The organism is Chitinophaga sp. HK235, assembly GCF_018255755.1.
In the GTDB taxonomy this organism is placed as follows: Bacteria; Bacteroidota; Bacteroidia; order Chitinophagales; family Chitinophagaceae; genus Chitinophaga.
Map to the genome: position 1 here is coordinate 7,505,265 of NZ_CP073766.1, position 17,954 is coordinate 7,523,218.

The window sequence follows — 17,954 nt, forward strand, 5'->3', positions numbered from 1 at the left end:
TAAAATGATGGTTTGGAGTTACAGAATTGACTTTTATTTCAAGCATGGAAACCTTGCTGATGTACAGATCCGGGGATAAGCTTATCCCTGTTTTAAATAACTGGAAATGGCGCCTCCTTCACCGGAAATATCATGGATCCAGGGTTTTAAAAGTTCAAAATAGAGATAGTAACTGTTGCCCGCGCTTATGGTTTGATTTTGAGAGAACACAGCAGGCGAAACGCCCGCTGCTAACAAATACTAATGCTTGTGATAGTAATGGGAAATAGTTAGTTGTCCTGATGGAATCAGTTTTACTAAGATAATTATATTTTTTCAACAGCCAATTTTTTCTTGAGGGGATTTTGACAGCAGGGCCTGTTCTGCTGTACAGGCGGATATTTGACGCTGCCGTAACTACAAAATACACAGCAGTCACTTTTTAATGGCTGTAGCTGCTGATGGCAGTTTTTACATTCATAAAAATAACGGCAGGCATTGGTCAGCATGAATTCATTTTTGCTGTGGCCGCAATGCGGACAGGTGATATTACTCACTCATTGCCGGGATGACAATTCATAAGCCTGCATCAGGTCATGTTTATAACCATGTATCCAGGTCCAGTTGTCGCCCAGCGGGCTGAAGTCAACCTCGCCGTCAAGCCCATAGGCCCGGATCTCACCATCCGGATCATCCTCTTCATCAAACATGGCCCTTGCGATAAAGGTAAACCTTCCCCATTGGAAGGCAAAGATCTGCCCATTGTCAGGGTTAATAAACATATGATGGTAGCTCAGTGTGTATTTGGTGTTTTCAGGCAGGGTGCCACCGTACCGGTCATCAAAAAGGAAGGTGATGCTGCCTTCGTCAAAAGGGCTTCCGGCTTCTCTTCCGGCGGCAAAAAAAATTTCCCGGGCTGCTATCTCCTCCGGAGACAGATTCAGGTAGGCCAGCACCTTATCATTGTCGCGGTTGCTGATGATTTTATCCAGTATATGCATAGGTGTTAGAGGTAATCAGATCCTAAAGATAAAAACATATATGATTGATGAGTTTTTATTAAATTAGTGTTCACCTATACTATCATGCCAACAATGAAAGTCACTACTGTAGACCTGATTGCGCGCTTATTTTCACTGACTGCATTCGCACAAAAGGATACAGCCGCCGGTTTAAAAGACCTGCAGCTGAAAGGGAATCTGTTGCCACCCGTAAAATTAATGTTAGGTTATGTTATCGGATAAACGTAAACGGATATACGCACTTGTCGTATTGTCAGTTGTTGTACTGGCAGCTTGTAGTACTGCCTATCCTACCACCAATAAGATGAGGGAGGACACCGGATTTTCCATCCCTACTGGTGTTAAAAAAGGCAGGAGGTTGATCCATCCTTCTATTCTGTTTAATGAAGCCATGCGTGAATACTGGATCTCCAGAAAATCATTTCCCGCCACGCTGCAACAGTTCGAGTATTCGGGCGATAAAGCCAGAAAAGCAGTGAAAGACATGCGGGAATCGGGGTTTCTCTCCCTGGATATAGGCTATTCCCTGCTCGACTCTATGGAGATATTTTTCACACACAAACCGGTGTATACCCAGCGTGTAGGCAAAACAGACCTGAGCCTCGATGCCAGAGGTGTGTTTATCTATACCGCGAAAGATTCTTCTGTGATGAATATCACCAAACTGGAAAGAGGGTTGTTTGTTCGTTGAAGGTACGTGTGTACTACACCGTATTAATATTTTTAGTTAAATTGAAGGTATAATCAACAGACAGACCATACTATGAAAATAGCCACCTATAATGTTAACGGGATCAATGCCCGCCTTCCGGTATTACTGCGCTGGTTGAAGGAAAGTGCGCCGGATGTGGCCTGCCTGCAGGAGCTGAAAGCCCCGCAGGAAAAATTTCCTGAAAACGAAATACGGGAAGCAGGATACGATGTGATCTGGCATGGCCAGAAAAGCTGGAATGGTGTTGCTATTCTGTCACGCGTAGGTACACCGCAGGAGGTGAGAAGAACATTGCCAGGAGATGAAGAAGATGTAAACAGTCGTTATATAGAAGCTAATGTCAATGGCATATTGATCGGTTGCCTGTACCTGCCTAATGGTAACCCGGCGCCAGGTCCTAAATTCGATTATAAGCTGGGCTGGTTTCAGCGGTTGATGGACCACGCAAAACAGCTGCTGGAGCAGAAAGTGCCCGTAGTGCTCACCGGTGACTACAACGTAATGCCCACCGATCTGGATGTATATAAGCCCGAGCGCTGGGTGGATGATGCGCTCTTCAGGCCGGAAGTAAAGGCCGCCTTTCACGAGCTGGTGGCACAGGGCTGGACAGACGCCGTCCGCAAGTTGCATCCGGGAGAAAAGATCTACACTTTCTGGGACTATTTCCGTAATGCCTACGGACGGGATGCCGGCCTGCGGATTGATCATTTTCTGTTGAGTCCTGAACTGGACAAACGACTGACCGCCGCCGGCGTAGACCGCCATGTGAGGGGATGGGACAAATCCAGCGACCATGCCCCGGTATGGGTGGAGCTGAAAGACAAATAATAAAAGCTGCTTACCATCAGGCGACGCTTGTGCTGCAGGTGCTGTTGATAACGCTCAGTAATTCCTGCTGCAGGCTGCGGCCTTTATCTTCATTATACCACTGCTGCAGTTCAATTTTCATTTGTTCAAAATCTGCGTTGGCAGCCTTGAGCCGGTCATACAGTACCTGACAGCCCACTGGCCTGGGTCCCCAAACGGCCATATCGTTATTGTCATTATCACGGATGATCAGTTTGGGAATGGACTTGCCGCCGTTGGTCAGGTATTGTTCGATCAGGAAAGGAGCAGTGTCACGCAGCTGAATGTCCAGCTGGATAAGTGGATTCAGCTCCGCGATCTTATACAGGAAGGGCACGATGTGTGATGCATCGCCGCACCAGGGTTCGGTGATAACGATCCACTGCTGTGGTTCCGTAATATTTTTTACGGCGGTGATCATCTCTTCGCTGAGTACACCGATTTTTAACCAGCGTTGTTGTCTCGACCAGTTGAGCTTTGTATAGTTGAGATAATCGGGATTGTTATAGGGAGCTGTCGGGTTGGCATCTTGCAGGATACTTTCAAAAACCTGCTGATAAGCTGTAAAATTCATCTGCACACTATTTTATTGTTGAAGGCCTGAAATGATTTTTCTGAAGGCGGCAGCAGCGTTATGTACCTGTACCAGCCATTCTTCGGCCGCGGTACCGTCGGCGCCGTCTGTGATATATTTCAGACACAGAAAAGGTATATTTTCCTTCATAGCCACCAGGGCGAGGGAATAGGCTTCCATATCGATTACGTTGTAATCGGAAGTGATATGGCCTGTTTCGAAGTTGTCGCCGGTGCCGCAGACACCTTCCTGAAGGCCGTGCAATTGCAGGCCGTAGTTCAGTACTGGCTCGTGGCCGGAGAACGGTGTTTCATATTTACGGTAACCCAAACCGGTAACGTCCATATCGCGCTGGATAAACCGGGTACAGCACACCACTTCGCCCCGCTTAAAGGTGTTGCTACCGGCAGAACCCAGGTTAACAATCAGTCCTGGCCTTTCTTCCTGGATCTTTTTAGTCAGACTAAAGGTGGCATTTACTTTTCCGATACCCGCGATTAGCGTGTTATCATTGTTAAATTCTTCCGCTGCTTCAGATTCCAGTGCAAAAACAAAAAGCGGTTGCTGTTTCATCAGGCCGGTGATCTTTGTTAAATCTGTGAGAGGTCCATTACTCATACGTATATTACAGTTGTCTTTGGTGGTATTAAGATGCCGCAAAATTACGTTAAAATGATGGATTGGCGCGGGTTTTTTGGTTACCTGCAAGATACCGCCCTTGTCAGCCAGTATAGTTATTTTCTATACATACTATGCCCAAAATCGATAGGGTTATGAAGTAATATGGATGGATATTGATATAAAAAAACAAGATGTCTGATACTGTCAGTAAAACCGTGGAAATACATGCTCCTGCATCAAAAGTCTGGGCCTTCCTGACACAGCCGGACAAGATAAATTTATGGATGATGGATACGCCAACGGATATTCAGTCTGCCTGGGAAGCAGGCAGTTCGCTGGTGTTTAAAGGCGACCTGCATGGTATACCCTACGAAAATAAAGGTGTTATTCTGCAGTATGAGCCGGAAGCAGTGCTGGCATATACACACTGGAGTTCGCTGTCACAGCGGCCGGATGAACCCGCGCATTATGGGGTGATTACTTTCCGGCTGACAACGCATGGTACTATCACCACCCTCGAATTTACCCAAACCAATGCCGGCGCCTATGCTACGGAGCGGCATATTAACTTCTACTGGACAACGGCACTGGGTCTGATCAAAAAACTAAATGAAGCGGACTAAAGGCGGCTTTATGTCTTTCGCCCCATTAAGAAATAGGTGCCGCTGTCGGTTTTGTTCTATTTTCCGGGAACGCAGGGAACTAATTTTGGTAAAAAGATTATTATTTATGAAACACCTGATTATACTTTTTACCCTGATGATTTTCGCTGCAGCTGTTAACGCTACTCCCCGCCCGGTGCCGGAAGAAGATAAAGAAAAAGCCCTGCTGGTGCTGCAAACCAAATGTAATGTCTGCCATACCCGCAATAACCCTTTCCGTATTTTCAATAGCAGAAACATGGAAAGAAATGCCAGTGCCATTTATACACAGGTGTTTGTAAAAGGACGCATGCCCAAAGGGGATGATATAAAACTTACGGAAGGGGAAAGAGAAACACTGAAGAAGTGGCTTGCAGGAAATATATAGGATGGGGACGGTTGTGTTAGAAATTTTCTAAAACCTGGCATAGCCAGGTTTTTTTATTTGTTATTTATTTTATGTAAATGAATTTGATTTTTAGCTAATTAATTTATTTTAACAAGATCTGTATTGATAAAAAGACAAAATTTGTTAAATTTTACCGCTTTTTATCAAACGTATTTGACTTTTTGTTGAAAAAATTTTCTCCTGTGTGGTATTTTGTTAGTGAATATTTATAGATTTGCAATAAATATTGAAATTTATCCAAAACAATCTTCATAAAAGAACAAAATGATCACGCTCACTACAAAAAACGACGTATTACATCTGGAAAAGGGCATAGCCCTGATAAAGGAGTTTTTCCCGGTACAATTGGGCCGGCTGCTTTCACTGACGAAAGTATCAGCTCCGCTGTTCGTTAAGTCTGGTACTGGATTCAACGATGACCTCAACGGTGTTGAAAAACCAGTGAAATTCAATCTGAAAGACATCCCATACCCGGTAGAGATTGTACAGTCTCTCGCCAAATGGAAAAGGATGCGTTTGCACCAACTGGGCATGGAAGCAGGGCAAGGTATTGTTACCGATATGCGCGCTATCCGTCCGGATGAAGTGGTATCACCTATTCACAGTTTTTATGTAGACCAGTGGGACTGGGAGAAGCATATCCAGGCTTCTGACAGACGCATCAGCTACCTGAAAGACACCGTAGAGAAGATTTATCAGGCTATCCTGGACACCAACGCCCTCTTACAGGAACAACACGAAAGCGTACTGGAACTGCCGGCATCCGTTTATTTCATTGACAGCGAAACCTTATTGAAACGTTATCCTGGCCTTACCCCCAAAGAAAGAGAAAACAGGATTGCGAAAGAATACGGTGCCGTATTTATCATGGGCATAGGTGGACCGCTGTCTGATCAGGCTGTTCATGATGACCGCGCCCCGGACTATGATGATTGGTCTACTGCCAATGAAGAAGGTTTCTTCGGACTCAACGGAGACCTGATTCTGTGGAACCCGGCGATGGACAGTGCACTGGAGCTGTCTTCCATGGGTATCCGGGTAGATGCTGCATCTCTGAAAGAACAGCTGTCCCTGAAAGATTGTGTACACAGAAGTGAACTTGAGTTTCACACGAATGTGTTAAACAGCGTGTATCCGTTAAGTATAGGTGGTGGTATCGGACAATCCCGTCTTTGTATGTTCCTGTTGCAAAGGAAACATATTTCAGAAGTGCAGTCAGGTATCTGGCCCGAATCAAAATAATGCATCGCATATAATATAGCCCAGGACTAACGTCCTGGGCTTTTTGATTGAATATTGAACAACGGAATAAAAATTGTTTGAAAACCCGCGAATTTACTATTGTTTCATAGCCTCATTTACAATTATCTTTAGCTTTGCTAAAAATATGTCCAACTAAATCTAAACGCTGAAATTAAAATTGTCAACCTGGTGCCACCTATCGGAGATGTAATCTGCCGCTGTAGCTGCATTGTCATAGTTGCCTTTTTCAAGCCTGTAATGTAAACATGAAATCTATATCTAAACGCTTGTATCAACCAAATTTCAAGAGTAATTAAAACGAAAAACATGAGAAAACTTCTCTGGTTATCAGCGATTTTTTTGCTGGTAACGTTGTTGTCTCCCGGGTTTGCTTATGCCCAGGGGCCTAAAACAGTTACCGGTACTGTACTGGCCGAAGACGGCACCCCTATGCCGGGAGTAACAGTCAGAATCAAAGGCACTAACCGTAACGCACAAACGGATGTAACAGGTAAGTTTCGCATCGAGGCAAAACCGGGAGAGGGCCTTGATTTCTCTTTCATCGGTTTTGAAACCCAGAGCGTAAAAGTAGGAGAGAACACTGCTTTCAACATTAGAATGCGTTCTTCTTCCAGTGCGCTGGAACAAGTGGTGGTAACGGCCATGGGCATCAAAAAAGAAAAAAAGGCCCTGGGGTATGCCGTACAGGACATCAAATCGGCCGAACTGCTCAAAAACAAAGATGCGAACCTGGTCAATTCTCTCAATGGTAAGATCGCCGGTTTGAACATCACGAATTCCGGTGGTGCGCCCGGATCTTCCGCTGCTATCATCATCCGTGGCGGTACTTCTCTGGAGCGTGATAACCAGCCGCTTTTTGTAATCGACGGAATGCCGATGGACAACTCTACCGGACAAGGTGATAACAGTGCTTTTGATGGATCTGTCAACTTAGCGACTACCAATGGTAACCGTGCCATGGATATCAACCCGGAAGATATTGAATCCATCTCTGTGCTGAAAGGGCCTGCTGCTGCGGCTTTATACGGTCTGCGTGCTGCTGCCGGCGCTATTATCATCACTACAAAAAAAGGTACAACGGGGTTGGTTACAGGCTCCGTCACCAGCCGTTATATGAACAACTGGGTGAACAGACTGCCTAAACAACAGGGTGTTTATAAACAGGGGACTTATTATAAAGGCACGCTGAACAAACAAACCAGCCTTTCCTGGGGCGATAAATTCCAGCCAGGCGAGGAAGTATTTGATAATATGGGCAATTTTTTCCAGCATGCCAACGCGTTTGATAACAGCTTCACTGTTTCGGGTGGTACCCAAAACGGTAACTTCTTTCTCTCTGGTTCCAACCTCAACCAGGGCGGTGTAGTACCTACCACCAACTACAATCGTTCCACACTCAGGTTTAACGGTGAACAGAAAATCGGCATCTTCACCTTTGGATTAAATGCTTCCTATGCTACGAGCACCACGCAGAAAACCCTTACCGGTACTGGTTTGTGGAGCTCTGGTGGTACTGGTTATATGGAAAGTATCATGGCCTGGCCCCGTAATGATGATATGCGTGTATGGCTCAATCCTGATGGTACCAAACACCGGCTGCTTCCGGATATTGACCTGGATGCCGATATTGACAACCCTTACTGGGTGATCAACCGTATGCCACAGTCAGATAAAACCAATCGTTTAATTGGTTCTGCCTACGCCAATGTAAAGCTTACCAGCTGGCTGGACGCTACTTACCGCCTGGGTGTTGATAACTATACCACTCAGTTTGAGAACCTCGTCACTCCGGGTTCCAGTGTTAAACTGGCCTGGCAGAAAGGTATGCTGTCGCAGACAGACCGGAATTACAACTATGTAAATTCCAATCTGATGCTCAACTTCCACAAGACTTTTCATAAGGATTGGGATGCAAACCTGATCCTGGGTACTACTTCGGAAGATACGTATATCAAATCCAATTCGGCCAGAGCTGAAAATTTCCTGCTGCCTGATTTCTATGCGCTGAATAATGCAGACAGGAAAAACCAGTACATCTCCCAGGCTGTTTCCCGCAAACGGCTGGCAGGCTTTTATGGAGATCTGCGTTTGTCCTACAGAAATATCTTTTACCTGAGCGTTACCGGTCGTAACGATATCTCATCCACCCTGCCGGTACAAAACAGGTCTTTCTTCTATTCTTCCTACAGCGGCAGCTTCGTGTTTACAGAACTGTTGCCTAAAAGCGATATCCTGAGCTTTGGAAAGATACGTGCTTCCAGGGCACAGGTGGGTAAAGATGCATCTCCGTATCTCACCCAAACCTATCTGGAGGCGCCTCAGCTCACCATTGGCGGCGGTTTCCGCAACGGCGTGTCCCGTGGTAATCCCAATCTGAAACCGGAAAAAACCACTTCCAGCGAGTTCGGTGCAGAACTGCAATTCCTGAGAGGCAGACTGGGACTGGATGTTGCTTATTATAAAAACGTAAGTACCAATCAGATCGTTACCCCGCGTGTAAGTAACGCTACCGGCTATATCCTGAACTCCGTTAATGCCGGTGAGATTGAAAACAAGGGTATTGAGATTAGCATTAATGCCAATCCTGTGAAGAAAAAAGACTTCAACTGGAATGTTACATTGAATATGTCCAGCAATAAGGGTACTGTAAGACAACTGCCCGGCTCTCTTTCTGTGCTGTACGTGACTGATGCACAGGTTGCAAATGCCAAGGCTGCTTCCTTTGATGGCGGTAATTTCCTGGGTATCAGCGGACAGAAATGGCTGACAGATGAAAATGGCAACGTGCTGCTGGACTGGAATACCGGCTTACCAACCGTGAGCGTGTCTACTACTACGTATATTGGTAACCGTGAGCCAAAACTGCTGGGTGGTCTGAACAACAACTTTACCTACAAGCAGTTTAACTTCTCTTTCCTGTGGGATTTCCGTGTTGGTGGAGATGTTTATAACGGTACCGACTATTTGCTGACGATGTATGGTCTGAGTGCAAGAACACTCAACAGAGGAGAAGATATTACGCTGACAGGAGTAGCTAAAAATCCTGCTACCGCTAAATATGAGCCGGTAACCAAAACAGTCAAGGCTACCGAAGCATTTTATACCGACTACTACCTGAAAAACGCACCATTCTTTATCGAAAAGGTTAACTGGCTGCGCCTGCGTTCCGTTTCTCTTTCCTATGCGCTTCCGAAATCAGCGCTGCTCCGGACTCCCTGGTTGAAAGAAGCTACTATCACAGCATCTGGCAGTAATCTGCTGCTCTTCACCAACTATTCCGGTATGGACCCTGAAACCAGTGCTGCCGGTGCAGGTTCTGCAGGTTCCGGTTCTTCAGGCATTGATTATGCCGGTGTGCCTGCCACCTCCGGATTTGCGATTGGTCTTAACCTTAAATTCTAAATGCTACGGAAATGAAAAAAGTTATTTGTCTCATAAGTTTATCACTTGCGCTCAGCTCCTGCAAAAAATGGGTGGATATCAATGATAACCCCAGTTATGGCAACTCTACAGTGCCTTCTGCTGACCAGCGTCTCCCGTCTATACTGGCCCAGTTTTCTGATACCTATGAAAGTACCGGTACACGTACTGCTTACCTCGGTCAGCAGCTGGCTACGGTGGCTGCTAATGGAGGTAACAACTACAACCTTACTGCCTGGGTAACGAATGCTTCCAATATTGGATGGCCCTGGCAGGCATGGTATGTGAATACTGCTGTGAACATAGCGCCGATGATCGCTGCTGCGGAAAAAGTACAGGCCTATCACTATATCGGTGTAGGAAAAATTATCAAAGCCTGGGGATTTGGAACGCTGGCGGATGTATATGGTATGCTGCCCTATGATGAATTTGATAATCCTGCCACTTTTGTTCCGAAGTTTGACCAGGGTGATTATATCCAGGGGAAAGTACTGGGACTGCTGGACGAGGCGATTGCAGACCTGCAGAAAACGCAGGGACCTACTGCTCCCGCACTGTCCAAAGGAGATATTCTGAATAACGGGAATGTTGATAACTGGTTAAGGCTGGCTTATGGCCTGAAAGCCCGTTTCCTGCTCCATGGTTCGCGGCTGGCCGGATTTAATGCTCAAGCTGTACTGGATGCTGCAGCCAAAGGCCCTCAAACAGAAGCCCAAAGCTCTGTGATGCAGTATGTGGATGAAGGCCCGGATGTATCGGCTGCCAACAAGGAAGCCTTACAATACACCAATACAGGTACTTCTGCCAGGATCACTAAACTGTATATCGATTACCTGACCAACAATTATACCGGTGCACCTACTGGAGCCAGTAACAGGGAAGACCCACGCATAGACCTGCTGATACCTAGTCAGGCGGATAAAGCCGGGGTAGTACTGTATCGTACACAGGGTGTAGATATGTCATCCGACTTTGTTAAAAGCGGCCCTTCTGCCTATTCCTATAACGCTACTACCAATAGCTTCAGCAGCAAGGATTCCATTTATGTGATCCTGCGTAAAACACCTTATGCGCCCGGTCTTAAAGACCGTATTCAGTCTACCGGTACCTGGTATACCCGTCGTGGAGCCAAAGGACTGCTGCTGACAAATGCCGAAATGCGTTTTATCGAAGCAGAACTATTCTTTAAACAAGGGAAGAACATAGAAGCACTGGCCGCCTATAAAGCCGGTATCCGTGCACACATGAGTCACATGAGCATACTGCCGGCCACTATCGATGCTTTCCTCAACAGCACCTCAGTAGAGCAGGATCCTGCGAAACTTACGCTGAGCAACATCATGATCCAGAAATACATTGCATTGTCCTATTCTCCGGAACTGTGGAATGACCTGCGCCGTATGAACTATTGTGCAGATGCTGGCGGTAATTATAACGAAGCCACCGGTGTATATAAAGGTTTTAAACGCCCGGCTCACGTGCCCGCGCAGTATTATCCTGCACAAACAGACTGGCCCCGCCGTTTTGCAGTGGCCAACTATGAGATCAACTACAATGTTGAACAAGTGTTGAAAGCTGATCCTGATGCCAATACGCCTGGTTATGTACTTAAGCCGGTGTGGTGGAACAAGTAAGAAACTGAAATACAGATAAACAAAACAGCCGTCTCATATTAACGAGACGGCTGTTTTGTTTTATCATGGTATCCGTTGTAAAACAAAATCGTTGTAATTATCTTTCATCGGCAATTCATACTCCGTATGTAAGGTCCTTCTTTTTACCGTGACAGGCTGTTCCAGCACAGGATTAAAACCCGTTTTTTCCACTTCGTGCCAATATACACCGATGCCTCTTTTTTGCCAGGAGGGTAGATCATTGAAGTTGCTGTTGTAGTGGAACAACAGCTCATTTTTATCAGCAGTGCTCAGTCCTTCAATTTTCTCAGTGGCCGCTGTGGCAGAAAGTCACCGGGTAAAACCACGGCCATCGATACGGGCTACTATATACATTCCTGGTAAAACGACCATGTCGTTGGCAGATTCATAGACCCGCATCTTCTTGTCCAGTTCATCAAATTTCATTGGTCCAGGGTTTTATCACAAAGTTGTTGTCATCAATGGTTACATAATACAGTTCATCAAAACCTTCATCAGGAGCAGGTAGCTCCAGTTTGTTGAAAACGCCTCTGATACCGATTTCCGGGATACAGGCTTTTCCGCTTCGCTGGCTGTTTCTTTGCAGTGCATCTTCTATGCGCGACTGGAAATAATAACCGATGGTCCTGAATTTATGTTGTTTCGCCAGTTGTATATATTTCTGGCGGTCTGCTTTTCCAGGGTTGGTATTATCTACTACAAATGGGAGCCGGCTTTTGAAGCATGCTTCGAGGAAGAGGTCTTCCCGGTGCCTGGTTTTAAAAAGGTCGAGCGAAATACGGAGATGGGAGTGAAAAAAATGTTGCTGATAAAATGTTGATTTCCCTGTTGCCTGTATCCCGCAGAAAATAATTGTCTCCATAACAGGGAAAATAGGGAAAAGAAGGGAAAGGAAAAACAGTGCATTCCTGGCCTTAGCGGGCCAGGAATGTATCTACTTGTTCAATCAACCATTTAGGCTGATCATACATGATAAAATGTTTGGAGACATCGTTCATGGCGATAACAGTCTGTGGCGCCTGCTGGTATTGCTGTTGGTAGATTCCCAGGACCGCCTCGCGGGTAACGCCGTAGTCTTTAAAACCGGCCCAGTCGGCCAGTACCAGGATGGGGCACTGGATTTTGCGGATCTCCTGGCGTAGGTCGGAGGTACATAGTTCATACATCACCTGGCCCTGGGTAGGGGAATCAGAGCTGGCGGCCATGGATATCACTTTTTGAATGTTGATACTGTCTGTGATCATGGAGGCGAGTGTCGTGATCTGTTGTTTGCGGACCTGTTCAGGTGTGAGGGTAGACATCATTTGTTTCATACCCAATGCCATCGGCCGGGCACTATCGGCTGTGGCTTTGGGTCCCATCCAAAAGACCGGCAGAAAAGGAACTCCACTGACGCTTACCAGTTTGCCGGGTAAGTTGGGGTAAAGAATACCAAACTGCAGCGCCAGCCATCCTCCCAAACTGTGACCGATGATAACTGGTTTGTCCAGTTTGTTGTCCCGTATAAAACCGGCCAGTTCATGTGCCACCGTTTGAAGAATGCTGTCAGACTGTATAGGAGGCTGGCCTGCGAAGCCTGGTAACGTCAGTTCATAACAAGTGTAGTTATTACGGTAATGAGCTATTATTTCGTCCCAGACAGCACCGGAAGAATACAATCCATGTATGAAAATAACCGGTTTACCGTGTCCTTCTTTTTTGACAGCAAAAGAATAAGGCTGGCCGGCAAAAATGTCCTGCTGGGAAATGGCCATGTAAAGGCAGACCATTATCATGATACGTATAGGAACGAATTTGAAAAACGCAGTCATATAGAAATGATTTAGTGTGATAGGATGCTGGAACAAAGAGACAAATTAACGGAGGAGATGGAAAATTATTTTGACGAGAAGCGGGTTATAGATGATGAAATAACTGTTGAGTTCATTTTGGATATAAAGTTTAATTATATTGCTGGCACAAATGCCAACAATACTGTAACCGTAGTTTTTAAGGCTGTTTGTGCCCGTAGCAAATTTTCTAAACCCGAAATATCTATGAAATATTTTTATCAAACGCTATTATGCTTGTTTTTGTTTGTTATCGTTTCACCTGCATGGGGACAGTCAAAGGGTTCTTTTACAGTTAAAGGGGATCTTGACAAGTATTACCCGGTTGCATGGAAAGACGAAGGCTGGAATAATAACACCGCCTCAGAGCTGGAAATAGGGCGTTCATCTGTACATGTAGATGGTGACTGGAGAGGTTCGGTGATTGCGAAGTTTCGTTATCATGTCACTGCCTGGGGAAACAGATCATCATTTATTGAAGCGGATATCCATCAGGATGGTTTGTCAAACCCTGATTTTATTGCAGGCTGGAGAGATGTATCCGGCGCCAATCCCAGCTATGCTATTGTTATCTGGTTGAGGGGAAATACCACTTATTTTTATACATCGCGTTATACGATAGCACCTCCCGATGTATACGATGGTGTAGCCAATAGTTTGCCTTTAGTGCTCACAGGTGAGCCTCCCCATACGTTTAAAACTACCGTGGATGATTATGTGAACAAACAGGGTAAATCGATGGGGGCATTGTATCTAAACGGAGCCACTAACTGGACCAATCAAAACTGGCAAAAGGCTCTCAGGTTTCCAAAAGGAAATGCATTGGAGATGGATGGAGGAACAACCAAATACGGTATGGGTGCGAGCACCGACAATATATTTTACTTTTTCTCTACAAATGGTGAAGATGCCAGCCCTGCTCCAATCTACAGAATGATCATAAACTACAATGGAGAGTTTGGTATAGGAACAATGCCTGTAGCCGGTTTTAAAATGGTGGTAGATGGTTCGCTGGGTGCCAGAAGAATAAAGGTGGCACAAGGTAATTGGGCCGATTTTGTTTTTCATGATGATTATAAATTGCCTTCTTTACAGGATGTAGAAACCTTTATCAAAAACAACAAACATCTGCCTGATATCCCTTCTGAAAAAGAAGTAACCGAAAAAGGGCTGGACGTAGGTGAAATGAATAAACTGCTGCTGCAGAAAATAGAAGAGATGACCCTGCATATGATCAAAATGGAAAAAAGAATTCAGGAGCTGGAAAGCAAGCAGGCAAAGTAAGCCCGTTTGATCCATTGGTGGTATGCTTTCGTCAATTAATATTGTTATTTTAAGGGGGGCATAATACCTTGCTGCTGTTTATGCGATCGTTTCTTACAAAATACAAAGGGGTACATATCCTCTTCTGGGCTGCTAACCTGGCTTTCTGGTGTTATGCCACCTGTACGACCTATCATGTGCCGATATGGGAAGGGCTCCGGAATAACGGACTATGGCTGCTTTTGCAGGCGGTGCTCGTGTATGCCATCATATACTGGCTGATGCCCCGTTATTTCTACCAGAAAAAGTACCGGAAGTTTGCATTTGCAGCCGCAGGCCTGTTGGTGGGTATCTCTCTGTTGATTGCCTGGGTGACGGTCTCCCTGGTCAAGGGAGACCATCCCGACGCGAAGATGAGTAGCATACTTTATTTCTCCCTGTATATCGGGATGACCAATCTTTACGTCGCTTTTGTATTTATTGCCGCCAAGGCGATCAAGGACAAACTGACGGCAGACCGCCGTAACCGGGAAGCGGAGAAGGAGCGTACCGAAAATGAGCTACGTTTTCTCCGCTCTCAGATGAACCCCCACTTTCTGTTTAATGCCATCAACAGTATTTATGTGCTGATCCGGAAAGACCAGGAAATGGCCGCGGGCACACTGGCTACCTTTGCGGATATGTTGCGTTACCAGTTGTACGAATGTAATACCGAAACCATCTCAATAGACAAGGAAGTGTGTTATCTCAACAGCTATGTGCAACTGGAGCAGCTGCGTAAGGGGAAGGCACTGCAGCTGGACTATCATGTGGGGCCGGAAGTTAGGAATTTCAGGATAGCACCACTGATGCTGATTCCTTTTGTGGAAAATGCTTTTAAGTACGTTTCTACCTATACCACCCGGGAAAATAGTATCCGGCTGCATTTGAATTACCAAAACGATACATTCCTGCTGGAAGTGGAAAATACCATTGAGCCGGTTAGTAAGCCGGCCACCAATGGTGCCGGCGGAATCGGACTGGAAAACGTAAAACGCCGGCTGGATCTTATCTACAAAGGTGACTATAATTTACTGATCACACCAGGACCTTCTACTTATAAGGTGATGCTGTCTATAAAAATGTTATGAATCTACAGTGTATTATTGTTGATGATGAACCACTGGCCCGCGAAGGGCTGGAACTGCTGGTCAGGGAAACCGGTTTTCTCCGGCTGATAGCTCTCTGCGGCAATGCTATGGAGGCCTCTCAGATACTATCGCAGGAGAGAGTAGACCTGATGTTCCTGGACATCGAAATGCCCAGAGTAAGAGGTATTGACTTCCTGAAGGGATTAACCGTTCGTCCGGAAGTGATCATCACCACCGCATATCCTCATTTTGCGCTGGAAGGATTTGAGCTCAACGTGCTCGATTACCTTGTAAAGCCTATCACGCCGGAACGTTTCCTGCGGTCTGTGAACCGTGCCCGTGAGCTGATGGAGAGCAGACAGGCTTCTTCCCCTGCAGTGGATTTTTTCTTCATCAAATGCAACAACAGTTACGAGAAGATCAACTACGATGATATCCTTTATATAGAAGGCTCACAGAATTATGTGACCATCAATACACGCCTGGGTAAATTTATGACGCTGGCCACCATGAAATCTGTAGAGGAGCAACTGCCTCCCGGCAGGTTTATGCGGATACAGAAATCATTTATTGTGGCCGTCAATAAAATTCAATCTCTTTCAGGTAACGAAGTCACCATCGGCACCTATAAAATTCCGGTCAGCAAAATTTATAAAGAAGAGCTGATGCAGCTGATCGACAAACATCTCATCAAAAGATAGTCATCAGAATTTATCCTTGCGGAAAACCGGTGTCCACGTGTTTTTAGGCTCAAAGTGTTTCCACAGGTAGGCTGAAACTGCTCTGATCATCTCCACTGCTTCATTATCAGCATCCCAGCGCTGGTCTTTGATGTTTTTGGTGCCTACATAAAAAACATAATCTCCATGTGGTGCATTGACCAGTACCACTTCTGATCTGGATTCATCCACAGATCCTGTTTTTGCAGCCGCCTGTACATAGGGTGGAATCTGGGTGAGGGCCTGTTCATCATAGTATCCTTTGGTCATCAGGCGGTACATTCTCTCACTGGCCGCACGGCTGATCACTTCTCCACGGAAAATTTTGGCCAGCAGGGTCGACATTTCACGGGGTGTGGTTTGGCCCCAGCCGTACATTTTACGGTTATCTTCCCTTCCGGGTGTACGGGAGTTGACACGGGTGTCTTTTAACCCATATTGTTCCAGCAGTTGATTCACTGATGCGCCACCGCCCGCCAGTTGCTGGTTCCAGAGAGAAGTGGTATTATCGCTGTAAGCCATCATCAGGGCAGCCAGTACACTCACTTCCGTAACAGCGCTGTCTTTAAAGAACTGCATCAGTCCTGAACCGCCATACCGGCTGGAGTCACGGTACACCATCGACTGATGGTATCCCAGCTCTCCCTTGTCTATTTTATTGAATAAGCCCACCAGCAGTGGAATCTTTACGATACTGGCCGTCGGGAAAATCGTATCTCCGTTGATGGAAGCCCATTTGCCTGTCTGCAGATGCTGCACGTATATACCGGCAGTACCTTTGAAATTATCTGCGATTTGTTGTAATCCTTGCTGTAACCGGGCGTCAGGCTTCTTCTTCAGCTGGGCAAAGGTCATAAAAGGTAACAACAGTAATACAAAGAGACTTGTTTTTTGCATAGGAAAAGATGATAATGTCTGGCCAAAAGATAAAAAGAAAAGCAGAGATATGCTAACGTTGTCCCTGTAATTCCTGTTTGGACCGGCCTGACTGCCAGCATGTCCCTGAAAAACTCACTACATTGTCTTCAATATACGCCCACTGATGATTATTTCATAAAATATATCCGGGACAGTAAAGCGCTGAAGTTATCAGGTGACAAATATGCGTTGGCGTTAGACGATTATTATAACACAAGTGGTGAACATGTATTTAAAGATAGCCTGACATTGAATGAAAAAAAAGACACTGATAGTGTATATTAAACTGGCAGTAAAACTGAAGGAAAGATGAAATTTTTATATACCGCACGGGCAAAATATGGTCCGCTTAATGATGAAAATTATACCTGGCAAAGATACATCCAATGGCGCAGCGCCCCCCAGCTGCAAGAGCTGGTTTCGCTGGATACTGGATTAAACGACATATTGATAGATCGAAGCAGGGATGAGGATGCATACTGGAAATATCTGTTGACAGATGATTGTCATATCATAGATTTTTTTACATCACAGGCTTATGTCATGGAATATATGGCCGGGGTTGGGGACTTTAACATGCTGGTGATAGTAATCGAGCCTTCAGAAAACTGTGCTTGGGTACAACCGGATGGCTATGATTTTCTGGGCTATGAACTGCTGGATCAATATTATGATACCAGTGCCCTGACTAATTGTGGTGGCTTTGATGAAACGTTCCTGCCCGCTGAACTGAATAGTGTTGGTTTAATTGATGACTACCATAAAGCGTACGACATCCGTCAACGGCTGCTGGAAAACAACCCGTATGAAGATCATGCAGATACCAATGTTATTGCGGTATGGCGCCATCAAACCATTGGTAGATAAGATTAATGAAATAGAAATGATCCTACAGAACAAAAGGCTCCCATGGTTTTATTTATAAGCCAGAAAAGGGAAAGGCCATCGTGGAA

21 protein-coding genes are annotated in these 17,954 nt (G+C 45.6%); 12 read left to right on the plus strand and 9 right to left on the minus strand.

Going from position 1 to position 17,954, the window contains the following annotated elements; translation table 11 throughout:
* Positions 1 to 305: 305 nt before the first annotated feature.
* Both KD145_RS32550 and KD145_RS28880 read right to left on the minus strand, forming a co-directional pair.
* A complete protein-coding gene (locus KD145_RS32550) occupies positions 306 to 536 on the minus strand; it encodes a GDCCVxC domain-containing (seleno)protein (RefSeq protein WP_308219037.1) in 231 nt (76 codons plus the stop codon).
* On the minus strand, positions 537 to 980 hold the full coding sequence (locus tag KD145_RS28880; RefSeq protein WP_212003273.1) for a hypothetical protein: 444 nt from the start codon (positions 978 to 980) through the stop codon (positions 537 to 539). It lies immediately after the preceding gene.
* Positions 981 to 1,064: 84 nt separating this feature from the next.
* On the opposite strand from KD145_RS28880, the gene KD145_RS28885 reads away from it, so the two are divergent.
* From KD145_RS28885 to xth, 3 genes are all read left to right on the plus strand, one after another.
* Complete coding sequence (locus KD145_RS28885) at positions 1,065 to 1,223, plus strand: hypothetical protein (protein WP_212003274.1); 159 nt, start codon at positions 1,065 to 1,067, stop codon at positions 1,221 to 1,223.
* A complete protein-coding gene (locus KD145_RS28890) occupies positions 1,210 to 1,692 on the plus strand; it encodes a hypothetical protein (protein ID WP_212003275.1) in 483 nt (160 codons plus the stop codon). The genes KD145_RS28885 and KD145_RS28890 overlap by 14 nt, the downstream gene beginning before the upstream one ends.
* Before the next feature lie 72 nt (positions 1,693 to 1,764).
* Positions 1,765 to 2,541, plus strand: a complete 777-nt coding sequence (xth, locus tag KD145_RS28895) for an exodeoxyribonuclease III (RefSeq protein WP_212003276.1) — start codon at positions 1,765 to 1,767, stop codon at positions 2,539 to 2,541.
* 16 nt (positions 2,542 to 2,557) lie between these two features.
* Here the strand turns inward: xth and KD145_RS28900 are convergent, their stop codons facing one another.
* A complete protein-coding gene (locus tag KD145_RS28900) occupies positions 2,558 to 3,133 on the minus strand; it encodes a thioredoxin family protein (RefSeq protein ID WP_212003277.1) in 576 nt (191 codons plus the stop codon).
* 12 nt (positions 3,134 to 3,145) lie between these two features.
* Positions 3,146 to 3,751, minus strand: coding sequence for a hypothetical protein (locus tag KD145_RS28905; RefSeq protein WP_212003278.1), 606 nt, complete (start codon positions 3,749 to 3,751; stop codon positions 3,146 to 3,148).
* Between the two features lie 194 nt (positions 3,752 to 3,945).
* Between KD145_RS28905 and KD145_RS28910 the strand changes: the two genes are divergently transcribed.
* The 5 genes from KD145_RS28910 (at position 3,946) to KD145_RS28930 (ending at position 11,121) form a co-directional block, all read left to right on the plus strand.
* Entirely contained in the window at positions 3,946 to 4,377 is a 432-nt protein-coding gene (locus KD145_RS28910) for an SRPBCC domain-containing protein (RefSeq protein ID WP_212003279.1), read from the plus strand.
* 106 nt (positions 4,378 to 4,483) lie between these two features.
* Positions 4,484 to 4,783 (plus strand): hypothetical protein, encoded by a 300-nt coding sequence (locus KD145_RS28915; RefSeq protein WP_212003280.1) that lies wholly within the window; start codon positions 4,484 to 4,486, stop codon positions 4,781 to 4,783.
* 285 nt (positions 4,784 to 5,068) lie between these two features.
* The gene (gene asnA, locus KD145_RS28920; RefSeq protein ID WP_212003281.1) at positions 5,069 to 6,046 is read left to right on the plus strand and encodes an aspartate--ammonia ligase; all 978 of its coding nucleotides are present in this window, start codon (positions 5,069 to 5,071) and stop codon (positions 6,044 to 6,046) included.
* Positions 6,047 to 6,373: 327 nt separating this feature from the next.
* Positions 6,374 to 9,469: a SusC/RagA family TonB-linked outer membrane protein gene (locus KD145_RS28925; RefSeq protein ID WP_212003282.1), complete on the plus strand. Its 3,096-nt coding sequence runs from the start codon at positions 6,374 to 6,376 to the stop codon at positions 9,467 to 9,469.
* Between the two features lie 11 nt (positions 9,470 to 9,480).
* Entirely contained in the window at positions 9,481 to 11,121 is a 1,641-nt protein-coding gene (locus tag KD145_RS28930) for a SusD/RagB family nutrient-binding outer membrane lipoprotein (protein ID WP_212003283.1), read from the plus strand.
* Positions 11,122 to 11,184: 63 nt separating this feature from the next.
* Here the strand turns inward: KD145_RS28930 and KD145_RS32365 are convergent, their stop codons facing one another.
* The 4 genes from KD145_RS32365 to KD145_RS28945 all read right to left on the minus strand — a co-directional run bounded on the left by KD145_RS32365 (position 11,185) and on the right by KD145_RS28945 (position 12,953).
* Positions 11,185 to 11,388 carry a hypothetical protein gene (locus KD145_RS32365; RefSeq protein WP_249219610.1) on the minus strand — a complete coding sequence of 68 codons (204 nt, stop codon included), beginning with the start codon at positions 11,386 to 11,388 and terminating at the stop codon, positions 11,185 to 11,187.
* A 63-nt stretch (positions 11,389 to 11,451) separates the two neighbouring features.
* A complete protein-coding gene (locus KD145_RS32370; RefSeq protein ID WP_249219612.1) occupies positions 11,452 to 11,568 on the minus strand; it encodes a tRNA(His) guanylyltransferase Thg1 family protein in 117 nt (38 codons plus the stop codon).
* A complete protein-coding gene (locus KD145_RS28940; protein ID WP_212003284.1) occupies positions 11,558 to 12,004 on the minus strand; it encodes an ATP-binding protein in 447 nt (148 codons plus the stop codon). The genes KD145_RS32370 and KD145_RS28940 overlap by 11 nt, the downstream gene beginning before the upstream one ends.
* Before the next feature lie 52 nt (positions 12,005 to 12,056).
* Complete coding sequence (locus KD145_RS28945) at positions 12,057 to 12,953, minus strand: alpha/beta fold hydrolase (RefSeq protein ID WP_212003285.1); 897 nt, start codon at positions 12,951 to 12,953, stop codon at positions 12,057 to 12,059.
* 225 nt (positions 12,954 to 13,178) lie between these two features.
* Between KD145_RS28945 and KD145_RS28950 the strand changes: the two genes are divergently transcribed.
* From KD145_RS28950 to KD145_RS28960, 3 genes are all read left to right on the plus strand, one after another.
* Positions 13,179 to 14,255, plus strand: coding sequence for a hypothetical protein (locus KD145_RS28950; RefSeq protein WP_212003286.1), 1,077 nt, complete (start codon positions 13,179 to 13,181; stop codon positions 14,253 to 14,255).
* Between the two features lie 80 nt (positions 14,256 to 14,335).
* On the plus strand, positions 14,336 to 15,364 hold the full coding sequence (locus KD145_RS28955) for a sensor histidine kinase (RefSeq protein WP_212003287.1): 1,029 nt from the start codon (positions 14,336 to 14,338) through the stop codon (positions 15,362 to 15,364).
* On the plus strand, positions 15,361 to 16,065 hold the full coding sequence (locus KD145_RS28960; RefSeq protein WP_212003288.1) for a LytTR family DNA-binding domain-containing protein: 705 nt from the start codon (positions 15,361 to 15,363) through the stop codon (positions 16,063 to 16,065). Before KD145_RS28955 ends, KD145_RS28960 begins: the two co-directional genes overlap by 4 nt.
* A gap of 3 nt (positions 16,066 to 16,068) precedes the next feature.
* Here the strand turns inward: KD145_RS28960 and KD145_RS28965 are convergent, their stop codons facing one another.
* A complete protein-coding gene (locus KD145_RS28965) occupies positions 16,069 to 16,980 on the minus strand; it encodes a serine hydrolase (protein WP_212003289.1) in 912 nt (303 codons plus the stop codon).
* Positions 16,981 to 17,310: 330 nt separating this feature from the next.
* On the opposite strand from KD145_RS28965, the gene KD145_RS28970 reads away from it, so the two are divergent.
* Entirely contained in the window at positions 17,311 to 17,868 is a 558-nt protein-coding gene (locus tag KD145_RS28970) for a hypothetical protein (protein WP_212003290.1), read from the plus strand.
* Positions 17,869 to 17,954 lie beyond the last annotated feature (86 nt).